At 67.9% G+C, this 10680-nt stretch carries 10 protein-coding genes; 4 read left to right on the top strand and 6 right to left on the bottom strand.

Going from position 1 to position 10680, the window contains the following annotated elements; genetic code table 11:
• Positions 1-256: 256 nt before the first annotated feature.
• The 3 genes from N7573_RS18385 to hemH all read right to left on the bottom strand — a co-directional run bounded on the left by N7573_RS18385 (position 257) and on the right by hemH (position 4466).
• A complete protein-coding gene (locus N7573_RS18385; protein WP_279912492.1) occupies positions 257-2362 on the bottom strand; it encodes a methyl-accepting chemotaxis protein in 2106 nt (701 codons plus the stop codon).
• Positions 2363-2652: 290 nt separating this feature from the next.
• A complete protein-coding gene (locus N7573_RS18380; protein WP_279912491.1) occupies positions 2653-3507 on the bottom strand; it encodes an alpha/beta hydrolase in 855 nt (284 codons plus the stop codon).
• Positions 3504-4466, bottom strand: coding sequence for a ferrochelatase (hemH, locus tag N7573_RS18375; RefSeq protein WP_279912490.1), 963 nt, complete (start codon positions 4464-4466; stop codon positions 3504-3506). The genes N7573_RS18380 and hemH overlap by 4 nt, the downstream gene beginning before the upstream one ends.
• Positions 4467-4631: 165 nt before the next feature.
• On the opposite strand from hemH, the gene N7573_RS18370 reads away from it, so the two are divergent.
• From N7573_RS18370 to tatC, 4 genes are all read left to right on the top strand, one after another.
• A complete protein-coding gene (locus N7573_RS18370; RefSeq protein ID WP_279912489.1) occupies positions 4632-5525 on the top strand; it encodes a YSC84-related protein in 894 nt (297 codons plus the stop codon).
• Positions 5526-5600: 75 nt separating this feature from the next.
• The gene (gene tatA / locus N7573_RS18365) at positions 5601-5828 is read left to right on the top strand and encodes a Sec-independent protein translocase subunit TatA (protein WP_032128453.1); all 228 of its coding nucleotides are present in this window, start codon (positions 5601-5603) and stop codon (positions 5826-5828) included.
• 15 nt (positions 5829-5843) lie between these two features.
• A complete protein-coding gene (tatB, locus tag N7573_RS18360) occupies positions 5844-6305 on the top strand; it encodes a Sec-independent protein translocase protein TatB (protein ID WP_253145845.1) in 462 nt (153 codons plus the stop codon).
• Positions 6302-7051, top strand: coding sequence for a twin-arginine translocase subunit TatC (gene tatC, locus N7573_RS18355; RefSeq protein ID WP_032128455.1), 750 nt, complete (start codon positions 6302-6304; stop codon positions 7049-7051). The genes tatB and tatC overlap by 4 nt, the downstream gene beginning before the upstream one ends.
• Positions 7052-7137: 86 nt before the next feature.
• On the opposite strand, the gene N7573_RS18350 is transcribed toward tatC, so the two are convergent.
• Genes N7573_RS18350 through N7573_RS18340 form a run of 3 tightly spaced genes read right to left on the bottom strand, consistent with a single transcriptional unit; the run spans position 7138 to position 10653 of the window.
• Positions 7138-8049, bottom strand: coding sequence for a BPSS1780 family membrane protein (locus N7573_RS18350; protein ID WP_012512520.1), 912 nt, complete (start codon positions 8047-8049; stop codon positions 7138-7140).
• 50 nt (positions 8050-8099) lie between these two features.
• On the bottom strand, positions 8100-8846 hold the full coding sequence (locus N7573_RS18345) for a glutamine amidotransferase (protein ID WP_032128456.1): 747 nt from the start codon (positions 8844-8846) through the stop codon (positions 8100-8102).
• Positions 8818-10653, bottom strand: a complete 1836-nt coding sequence (locus N7573_RS18340) for a GspE/PulE family protein (protein ID WP_106469549.1) — start codon at positions 10651-10653, stop codon at positions 8818-8820. Before N7573_RS18340 ends, N7573_RS18345 begins: the two co-directional genes overlap by 29 nt.
• Positions 10654-10680 lie beyond the last annotated feature (27 nt).

Below are 10680 nucleotides of genomic sequence, written 5' to 3'. Positions count from 1 at the left end.
CAACCCGATGGCGTTACATCGCCCGTTAGATCCAGGCCATACGCGGATATTCTCCGCGGGTAGCCACAGCGCCAACCAAGGTTGGCGTCTACCGAGGGCATGCGGACCCACAGTAGATCCACGCCATGCGTGGATGCCCCCCGTGAGGAACCACGGCGCCAACCAAGGTTGGCAGCTACTGGCAGCAAGGCCTACGCAACAAAATGACGGCGCCCTGCGGGCGCCGTCTTGATCAGGATCGAACTGAAGGCCCGGATCAGGCGGCCTGCGAGACCTCGTGCGGTTCCTGCTGGCGGAACACCGAAACCGCTTCGGTCAGTGTGCCGGCCTGGCTCTGCAGCTCGCGTGCGGCGGCGGTAGCTTCTTCCACCAGCGCGGCATTCTGCTGTGTGGCCTGATCCATCTGCACTACGGTCTGGTTGATCTGCTCAATGCCGATCGACTGCTCCTGCGACGCCGCGGAAATCTCGCGCATCAGGTGGCTGACATCCTCCACGCCGCCAACAATGCCCTGCATGCGTTGGCCGGCGTCAGCTACCAGCTGGGCACCCTCACCCACCTGGCGGCCGGCTTCGTCGATCAGCTTCTTGATCTCCTGGGCCGCCGCCGCAGAGCGCTGCGCCAGTACCCGCACCTCGCTGGCCACGACCGCGAAGCCTCGGCCCTGTTCGCCGGCGCGTGCCGCCTCCACGGCTGCGTTCAAGGCCAGGATATTGGTCTGGAAGGCAATGCCGTCGATCACGCCGGTGATATCGCCGATGCGCTTCGATGCACCTTCAATTGCCTGCATGGTATCGACCACGCGCTGCATGGCGGTGTTGCCGTCACTCGCCGCGCTCTGCGTAGACGCCGCCAGCTCACTGGCCTGACGGGCATGAGCGGCGTTCTGGCGCACGGTGGCGGTGAGTTCCTCCATCGATGCTGCGGTCTCCTGCAGGTGCGCGGCCTGGCGCTCGCTGCGCTCGGACAACGCGCCGTTGCCGGCGGCAATCTCGCTGGCGGCGGTACTGATCGACGCCGCACATTCCTGGATGCGACCGACCATGCGTGCCAACTGACCGGCCGTGGCATTCGCATCGCGCTGGATGGCAGCGAAAGCACCGTGATACTCGCCGTGCATGCGCCGGTCCAGATCGCCATTGGCCAGTGCCGAGAGCATCTGCCGCACTTCGTTGACGGTGCTGCCGAGCGTATCGAGCAGCTGGTTGATGCCACCGGTCAGCCCATCGAGGAAACTGGCACCTTCAGTGGCCTGCAGGCGCTGGTCGAGATCACCGGCCGCTGCCGCTGCGACGATGCCGGCCACGGCGTTTTCCAGCGCGAGTTCATGGGTGCGGTCATGCCATTCCACGGCGAAGCCCAGGCGCACGCCCTGCGCATCGAACACCGGGGTGACCACCTGCGCGAAGTGCACCGGGCCGATCTGGACCTTGCCGTTGTGCGTGACCTGCAGGCCATTGAGGATCGCGCGGATGCGGTCCGGGTTGGCGTGGAAGCGGTGGATGCTGCTGCCGACCAGGCGCTCGGCATCGAAGTCGGGGAAGGCCTGTCGCAACGTTGCCTGCTGGTTGCGCAGCAGGGCCACCACCGAGCGGTTCACGTAGCGGATCACGTGGTCGTTGTCGGCAATCATCATCGCGGTGCGCGAGGCATCGAGCGCCTGGCGGATCTGCGCATTCTCGGCATGCGCTTCAGCCTCGCGCCCACGCTGCGCCTGTACGTGGCGGGCGGTATCGGCCAGCGCATGGGCCAGCGAACCTGGTGCATAGGCCGCAGTATCTGCATGTGCGCTCAGATCGGTGCCCGTCGCGATATCGCGCGCCAGTGCCGCCAGGCGGCGCGGGCCGTGGCCAAGCGCCTCGGTCTGCTGGCGCAGGCGCAGCGCGACCTGGCCGAGGAACACGGTCAGGCTGGCGAACAGGCCCGCCTGCAGCAACGTCGGTCCCACGGCTGCGCCGTGCAGCAGCGGTACCAGCAGGGCGAGGGTGCCAACACCACCGACCAGCCATACCGGCAGGCGATCGCGGTGGCTGAGCAGCACGCCCAGCAACAGCGCAATCGGCAATGCCGGTGACAGGCTGACGATCGCGCACAACAAGGCCAGCTGCAGCGACAACAGCAATGCCAGGCCATTGCGGGCGACGGCCCGGCCCGCCTGTGGACCGGCCAGCCAGAGGGCGGGCAGTACGGCGGCCGCGGCCAACGCAGCGCCCGGTACGTGGGGCCCACGCAGGGCCAGCACGAGGCCAGCCACAGCCAACGCCGCGCTGCCGATCAGCAGTCGACGGTCAGCGCGGCGCGCGAGCTGCTGCAGATGCGGCATGCGGGCGGTATCGGGGGGACGGGAGGATGCAACGGACATCGGCGACTCCTGGATCAGCAAACGACAACAGCCACGCCGCGGCACACGCAGGAGTGCGTGAGCAGGGCGCGAGCCGGGAATTCGGGGAATGCGGCGCGATCAGCGACGCGGAGACGGGACACCGTGGCCACATCCTGTGGGTGACGGTGCAGCAGAGCGGGCATGCGGACTTCCTTGCAGAACCAGACACACGCCGCAGGCCCGACCGGACCTGCGTGCTGCGGACGCAGGGGCCCGCAACTGATGTATCGGCCGCAAACGCGCGGAGTGAAGCGCGCGGCTACGTTTGCTCAGCCGGCGTTGCCGTTGCTGAAGAAGTGCAGGATCACGCCCGCGATCTGTTCCGGGTCTTCCATGTGCAGGTGATGGTTGCCGGGAAACACCGCCAGACGGCCATCGCGCAGGTGCTGCAGGCGATCGCTGCGCATCGGCTCGGGATAGTACGACTGCGCCGGTGTGGCGTAGATCACCTGCGTCGGGCAGGCGATGGCCTGCAGCAGGTTGTCGATCTGGCCTTCGCTGAGGCGGATCGCAGTGGGCAGCATCAGGCGCGGGTCGCTGCACCAGCGGTAACCACCTTCGACCGCCTCCACGCCGCGCTCGACCAGCAGCCGTGCACAGCGCTCGCTGAGCTGGTTGGTCATCATCCGCGCGCGGATCGGCGCGGCGAGGTCGGGGAACACGCGCAGCTGCTTGCGTGCCAGTGCGCGCGTGGCATTCACATGCTCGCGCAGGCGGTTGGCGGTTTCTTCCTCAGGACCACGCAGGCCGCCGAGTGCTTCGATCACCACCAGCCGTTCGACACGGTCGCTGACCGAGGCGGTGAGGCTGGCGATGCCGGCGCCCATCGAATGGCCAAGCAGGCTGAAACGGTCCCAGCCCAGCGCGTCGGCGACGTCGAGTACGTGACAGATGGCGGCGGCCGTGGTGTAGCTGGCACCGGCCGGCAGATGCGCGCTGTGGCCGTGGCCGGGCAGGTCGATGGCCACCAGCTGCAACGACGACAGGTGCGGCGCCAGCGGCACGAAGCTGGCCGCGTTGTCGAGCCAGCCATGCAGGGCCAGCACGCGTGGGCCATCACCGTAGTTGCGCAGGCCGGCGACGCGCGCGCCACCGACCTCGAGTTCAAACGGCTGCAGGCTCATGCCAGTGACGCCACGGCCAGCCGTGCCAGCGCACGCGCGTGCTCCGGTTCGGCGTTGAGGCAGGGGATGTAGCGCATCGTCGCGCCGCGCTCGGCCAGTGTTTCGGTGAAGCCCAGTGCCACTTCTTCCAGCGTCTCCAGACAGTCGGTGGCGAAGCCCGGGCACACCACGTCGATCTGCTTCACGCCGGATTCGGCCAGCGCCCACAGGCTGGGCTCGGCATACGGCTGCAGCCAGCGCTCGCGGCCGAAGCGCGACTGATAGCCCATCTGCCAGTCGTCCCTGCCCAGCTCCAGCGCCTTGGCGATGGCCTGCGCACTGGCCTCGCAGCGCTGCGGATACGGATCGCCGGCATCGGCCAGGCGCTGCGGAATGCCGTGGAAGGAGAACATCAGTTTCTGGCCACGACCGTGCTGTTCCCAGTAGCGGCGGATCGAGCCGGCAACGGCGTCGACCCAGCCCGGATCGACCGAATAGTCGTGTACCAGGCTCACGGTCACGCCCGGATTGCGGCGCTGCCAGGCATCGACGCGGTCTTCGACCGAGGCGGTGGTGGTGGTGGAGTACTGCGGGTACAGCGGCAGCACCACGATGCGGCGCGCACCGTCGGCCGCCAGCCGGTCGAGTTCGCTGGCCAGCGCCGGTTCGCCATAGCGCATTGCATGGCGCACCGTCAGGGTCGGCAACAGCGCTTGCATGGCCTGCGCCAGCTGGCGCGTATGCACCATCAGCGGAGAGCCCTCCGGCAGCCAGACCTGGGCGTACTTGGCCGCTGAACGGCTGCTGCGCAGCGGCAGGATCAGTCCGCGCAGCAACGGCTGCCACAGCAGTGCCGGGATCGAGACCACGCGGGGGTCGGACAGGAATTCAGCCAGGTAACGGCGTACGGCGGGGGCCGTCGGCGTCTCGGGCGTGCCTAGGTTGACCGCCAGCACGGCGGTATCGGGTGCGTCGAGCATGAGCGGTATTGTCGCCGATCCGGTGCCGCGCCGGGATGCAGGGTTCGGATTGCAGGCATAGCGCGCATCAATGTGAGCAGGGAACGCTCATTGGGGATTCATGACAACACTACTAATTTCAGTCACTTGCTATATCTTCCTATGGACTGACTTCTGGAGCCTGCCATGCGTCGCCCGATCCAAGCCCTGCTGATCGCCGCCAGCCTGCTGTCCAGCCAGGCCATGGCCGGACCGCAGGAAGACCAGCGTGCCCGCAATGCCGTGCGCGTGCTGGCTGAAATCCAGGAAATCCCTGAACAGGGCATTCCGGACAAATTGCTCGACGAAGGCCGCGCGGTCATCGTCATTCCCGACACGATCAAGGCCGGTCTGGTCATTGGCGGTCGTCGTGGCCACGGCCTGATGTCCGTGCGCATGCCCAACGGTGCCTGGTCCAACCCGGTGTTCGTGAAGCTCACCGGCGGCAGTATCGGCTTCCAGGCCGGCGTGCAGTCCTCCGATGTGGTGCTGGTGTTCCGCAACGACCGGAGCCTGGACAACCTGGTCAACGGCAAGTTCACGCTGGGCGCCGATGCGGGTGTCGCCGCCGGCCCGGTCGGCCGCAATGCCGCCGCCGCCACCGACGGTCAGCTGAAGGCCGAGATCTGGTCCTGGTCGCGCGCCCGCGGCCTGTTCGCCGGTGTCGCCCTGGATGGTGCGGTGCTGCAGATCGACGATGCCGCCAATCTGGACGCCTACGGCAGCAACACCACGCCGCGCATGATCTTCGAAGGCCGCGCCGCCGGTTCGCCGTCGATGGATGTGGTGACGTTCCGCGACCGCCTGGAAGAGGCCACCTACGCCGCGCGCAACAACCGCAGCGGCAACGGCGGTAGCGCGCCGCGCCCGGCAGCGGCTCCGACGGTTGCTCCGGCGCCTGTTCAGGCAGCGCCGGCCACCCCGGCCGAAGCCACTACCGCACCGCTGCAGAACGTGCCGCAGAACCCGCCGCCGCAGCAGCAGGGCTTCCAGCCGGTCAACGACGGCGAAATCCGCACGGAAACGCTGGGCGGAAACTGACTTTCGTCACGCGCGCCGGCTAACACCCGGTGCGCTATGCTCGACAGCCTGATCACTAACGTAACGAGCGTCTTTATGGGCAGTTTCAGCATCTGGCATTGGTTGGTCGTGCTGGCCATCGTCCTGCTGGTGTTCGGCACCAAGCGCCTGACCAGTGGCGCCAAGGATCTCGGTTCGGCGGTCAAGGAATTCAAGAAGGGCATGCGCGACGAGGACAAGCCGAACGCGCAGCTGGGCGATGAATCGCGCAGCCAGGACGCCTCGCGCGCCGCGCAGGACGAGCACGACCGTAACGCTCGCTGATCCGGAGCGGTCGCGGTGTTTGATATCGGCTTCAGCGAGCTGCTGGTGATTGCAGTGGTCGCCCTGGTGGTGCTCGGTCCCGAGCGCCTGCCCAAGGCGGCCCGCTTCGCCGGCCTGTGGGTGCGACGTGCCCGTAATCAGTGGGATTCGGTGAAACAGGAACTGGAGCGCGAACTGCAGGCCGAGGACATCAAGCGGCAGATGCAGGACGTGCGCCAGGGCATGCAGGACACCGAGAACCAGTTGCGTGCCAGCGGTGAAGCGATCCGTCGCGAAGCGCAGGAGGCCCAGCAGCAGGGCGATACGCTGGCGCAGGAAGTACGCGCGCCGGCGCCCGCAGATCTTCCGCCGTACATGAACGCCGTGCCCGACGCCGATGCGCCGGCACAGGAGAGCGTTGCTCCCGAGCCGACGCCGGCGACACCCCCTGATGCCGGTGCGCCGCCGCCGCAGAGCAGCCCGGAGCGCCAGCCATGAGTGAACAGGATTTCGGCGAAAGCTCGCTGGTCGAACATCTGGTGGAACTGCGCGGCCGCCTGGTGCGCGCATTGCTGGGCCTGGGCGTGGTGCTGCTGGCGCTGCTGCCGTTTACCCAGAAGCTGTACAACGCGCTGGCCGAACCGCTGGTCTCGCAGCTGCCGAACGGGCAGACGATGATCGCCACCAACCCGGCCGGTGCGTTCTTCGCCCCGCTGAAGCTGACTTTCTTCGTGGCCCTGTTCGTGGCGGTGCCGTGGCTGCTGTACCAGCTGTGGGCGTTCGTTGCCCCGGGCCTGTATGCGCGCGAGAAGCGCCTGGCGGTGCCGTTGCTGGTGTCGTCGGTGCTGCTGTTCTACGCCGGCTGTGCCTTTGCCTACTTCCTGGTGCTGCCGGCGGTATTCCACTTCCTCACCACCTTCAGCCCGGACGTGATCGCGATCACCCCGGATGCGAACGCCTACCTGGATTTCGTGCTGGCGATCTTCTTTGCCTTCGGCGGCAGTTTCGAACTGCCGGTGGCGATGGTGATCCTGGTGCTGCTGGGCTGGGTGACGCCGCAGCAGTTCAAGGAAGGCCGCGGTTACGCGATCGTCGGCATCTTCGTGGTGGCGGCGGTGCTGACCCCACCGGACGTGGTCTCGCAGCTGATGCTGGCGATCCCGATGTGCCTGCTCTACGAGCTGGGCATCCACGCCGCACGCTGGCTGGTGCCGTCGTCGGTAGTGAAGAAACCCGCCGCCTGAAAGAAAAAAAGGGGACGGAGGGGATTAAGTCGTTAGCTGCACACACTGGGCATAAACGACTTAATCCCCTCCGTCCCCTTTTTCCGTCAGGCGTGGAACACGTCGCTTGAGGTCGGCGTGGTCGGGATCGGTGGGGCCGCGCGGCTGCCGCGATGCACGAACATCTGCTTCCACGCGGCGTAGACCGCGCCGACATACAGCGGCATCAGCACCGTGGTCAGCACCAGCTGGGCGATGAAGGCCGCAGCCAGCGGGCCACCGATCAGCATCGCGACCTGGATCACGATCACGAACAGGATGTACATGCAGAACGCGGCGATCAGGCCGAGCGCGGCGAACACGAACATCGCGCCGATGTTCTCGATGCAGCCCTGCAGGCTCAGGCGCAGCGCATGCATGCCGCTCTGCTTGTCGAACACCACCAGCGCCGGCTGGGTGAACATCGCCAGCGACAGCGCCACCGCGCTCAGGAACACCAGCAGCATCCACAGCGCGATGCGCTTGGCCGGCAGGTTGGCGACCAGCGCGGCCGCGTCGTCCGGCTTGATCTGCTGGCCGCTGCGGCTGATTTCTTCCATCTTGGTCATGACCTCGCTGAAGGCGGTGAAGCCCTCGCGGCCGATCATCATGAACAACAGTGCGCCCAGCAGCAGCACCGCCAGCACCTGGATCGCCAGCGGCACCAGCAGGTGGCTGACGCGGTGGTCGCGGATCGGCTGCAGCAGATGCGAGGCCAGGCCCGGGCGGCCTTCGTCGATCTCGCCCACGGCATACAGCATGCCGCCGAACATGATCGGCGAAATGGCCAGGGTCATCAGCTGCACGGCCATGCCGGCGGCACCGGGAATCAGCGTCGACAGCAGGGTCACCACCCAGCTCACCAGCAGCCAGGTCAGGCCGATCCGGGCCAGCTGCAGCGGCGCACGCCGGTACAGGGAGAACGTATCCAGCAACCACTGGGCGCCCGCCGAGGCCGGCAGCTTGCGAATCTCTTTCATGGACATCCGGGAAGGACAGGAGGGGGCCGGGCGGCTGCCCGTGCCGCCGATTATCCCTGTTTTGCCACCGGCTGGGCTGAAGACAGCCGCGCCTGGCGGACGAAGCGGCGCAACAGCTGGCGGGCCAGTGGTGCGGCGCTGACCGCGCGCTCGATGCTGCGGGCGCAGCCGCCGTGGCGGCCGATGCAGTCGGCGCGGGCGCGCACGTAGCCGCGCATGTGGTGGGTGGCGAATTCCGGATGGAACTGCACGCCCCACGCCTGGCGGCCCCAGCGGAAGGCGTGGCAGCCGTCCAGCGGCGAGCGTGCCAGCACTTCGGCACCTTCCGGCGCGCGCAGCACCGTCTGCAGGTGGGTGGCGTGGGCGGCGAAATGCTGCGGCAGGCCCTGGAACAACGGGTCCTGCGCGGCCTGCGGCTGCAGTTCCAGCTCGATCGTGCCGGACTCGCGGCCGGCCGGGTTGTAGGCCACCTCGCCACCCAGCGCGTGCGCCAGCAGCTGGTGGCCATAGCAGATGCCGAATACCGGCAGGTCGTCGTGGGCGGTCTGGCGCAGCCATGCGGCGCTGCGCTCACTCCACTCGGCGTGGTCGGTGACGAAGGCGGCCGAACCGGTCACCAGCACGCCGGCGAAGGCATGTGGGTCGGGCAGGGCGCCACCGTGTTCGACATCGACCACCACCGTCTCGTGCTCTTCCAGCCCGGCGGCGACGCGGATCCAGTGCGGAAAGCGCCCGTAGCGGCGCAGCGACGGTACCGGGCGGCCGGTTTCAAGGATCAGGAACGGGGCTGGGTTCATCCGGGGGCGGCAGCACTGACAGGACTTCCTCGATTGTAGTCAGCCCCTGCGCCACCTTTTCAAGCCCGGCCTGGCGCAGGGTTCGCAGCCCTTCAGCCCGCGCAGCCCGGCTGAAACCGGCCAGATCCATGTCGGCGCGGATCTGCCCGCGCAGCCGCGAGCCCAATGGCAGCAACTCATACAGGCCGATGCGGCCGAGGAATCCGGTGCGCCGGCACTCCAGGCAACCGACCGGCCGACAGGGCGTGGCGGCGTCTGGATATGCGGCATGGCTATCAGCCAGCACCGCCCAGTCGGCGGCGCCGAGGCTGTGCGGCTGCTTGCAGTGCGGGCACAGCGTGCGCACCAGGCGCTGGGCGAGGATGCCGTTGAGGGTGCTGGCCAGCAGGTAGTGCGGCACGCCGAGGTCGAGCAGGCGGGTGACCGCCGAGGGCGCATCGTTGGTATGCAGGGTGGACAGCACCAGATGGCCGGTCAGCGAGGCCTGCACCGCCATCTGCGCGGTTTCCAGGTCGCGGATCTCGCCGATCATGATGATGTCCGGGTCCTGCCGCAGCAGCGTGCGCACGCCGCTGGCGAAATCCAGGTCGATGTTGGTCTGCACCTGCATCTGGTTGAACTCGGGCGCGATCATCTCGATCGGGTCCTCCACCGTGCACACGTTCACGTCCGGCGTGGCCAGGCGCTTCAGCGTGGAATACAGGGTGGTGGTCTTGCCCGAGCCGGTCGGGCCGGTTACCAGCACGATGCCGTGCGGGCGTTCGACCAGTGCATTCCAGCCCGCCGCCTCCTGCGGGCTGAAACCGAGCTGGTCGATGCTCTTGAAGGCGGCATCCGGGTCGAAGATGCGCATCACGCACTTCTCGCCGAAGGCGGTGGGCATGGTCGACAGACGCATCTCGACCTCGCGGCCGCCCGGCGAACGGGTCTTGATGCGGCCATCCTGCGGGCGCCGGCGTTCGGCCAGGTCCATGCGGCCGAGCACCTTGATGCGGCTGACCACCGCGGTCATCACCGCCGGCGGTACCTCGAACACCTTGTGCAGCACGCCGTCGATGCGGAAGCGCATGCGCCCCATTTCGCGGCGCGGCTCCAGGTGAATGTCCGAGGCGCGCTGCTCGTAGGCGTACTGCAGCAGCCAGTCCACGATATGCACGATGTGCTGGTCGTCGGCATTGACGTCGCCGGTGCGGCCCAGCTCCACCAGCTGTTCGAAGCTGGGCAGGGTGGTGCTGGCCTCGCCGCGCACGTCGCCACGGGCGCCGCGCACCGAGCGGGTCACCCCGTAGAACTCCATGGTGTAGCGGTGCAGGTCCAGCGGGTTGACCACCGCCAGCTCGATGCGGCGGCGGGTCAGGTGCTGCAGGTCGCGGCGCCATTCCTGCACCAGTGGCTCGCTGGTGGCCACCAGCACGCGCTCGGCATCCACCGCCAACGGCAGGAAACGGTGGCGGCGCGCGTAGGCATGGGAGACCAGCGCGGTGACCGCGGCGACGTCGACCCGGGTCGGGTCGATGCGCAGGTAGCGGCTACCGGTGCGCTGCGCCAGCCACTCGGTGAGGCGCTCCAGGGTCAGTTCGCCACCGCCGTTGGCGGCCAGCTTGAGGTTGGACAGCAGCACCAGCGGGTGCACTTCACTGGCATTGCGCGCGCCCTGCGCGGAAAAGCGCATGCGCTCGCGGTCCTGCTCGGCCACCAGGCCATCGGCGATCAGGGCCGCGGCAATCTGCTCGAACTGCAGGCGACCCCACGGCAGCGGTACGCCGCCAGCCTCGCCGGGCGTGCCCACCGGCAGCCGATGTTCCATCTGCCTGCTCCTCCCGGGTACGGAATG

The sequence above is a fragment of the Stenotrophomonas sp. GD04054 genome (assembly GCF_029836955.1).
GTDB classification, from domain to species: Bacteria; Pseudomonadota; Gammaproteobacteria; order Xanthomonadales; family Xanthomonadaceae; genus Stenotrophomonas; species Stenotrophomonas maltophilia_A.
The sequence above is the reverse complement of the archived record's forward strand: the minus strand, read 5'-3'. Positions and strand labels throughout refer to the sequence as shown.

What these genes read in the sequence shown, in the direction of transcription:
- tatA (WP_032128453.1), top strand. Translation starts at nt 5,601, where the DNA reads ATGGGCAGTTTCAGCATCTGGCATTGGTTGGTCGTGCTGGCCATCGTC.
- N7573_RS18340 (WP_106469549.1), bottom strand. Translation starts at nt 10,653, where the DNA reads ATGGAACATCGGCTGCCGGTGGGCACGCCCGGCGAGGCTGGCGGCGTA.
- N7573_RS18370 (WP_279912489.1), top strand. Translation starts at nt 4,632, where the DNA reads ATGCGTCGCCCGATCCAAGCCCTGCTGATCGCCGCCAGCCTGCTGTCC.
- N7573_RS18350 (WP_012512520.1), bottom strand. Translation starts at nt 8,049, where the DNA reads ATGAAAGAGATTCGCAAGCTGCCGGCCTCGGCGGGCGCCCAGTGGTTG.
- N7573_RS18345 (WP_032128456.1), bottom strand. Translation starts at nt 8,846, where the DNA reads ATGAACCCAGCCCCGTTCCTGATCCTTGAAACCGGCCGCCCGGTACCG.
- hemH (WP_279912490.1), bottom strand. Translation starts at nt 4,466, where the DNA reads ATGCTCGACGCACCCGATACCGCCGTGCTGGCGGTCAACCTAGGCACG.
- tatC (WP_032128455.1), top strand. Translation starts at nt 6,302, where the DNA reads ATGAGTGAACAGGATTTCGGCGAAAGCTCGCTGGTCGAACATCTGGTG.
- N7573_RS18380 (WP_279912491.1), bottom strand. Translation starts at nt 3,507, where the DNA reads ATGAGCCTGCAGCCGTTTGAACTCGAGGTCGGTGGCGCGCGCGTCGCC.
- N7573_RS18385 (WP_279912492.1), bottom strand. Translation starts at nt 2,362, where the DNA reads ATGTCCGTTGCATCCTCCCGTCCCCCCGATACCGCCCGCATGCCGCAT.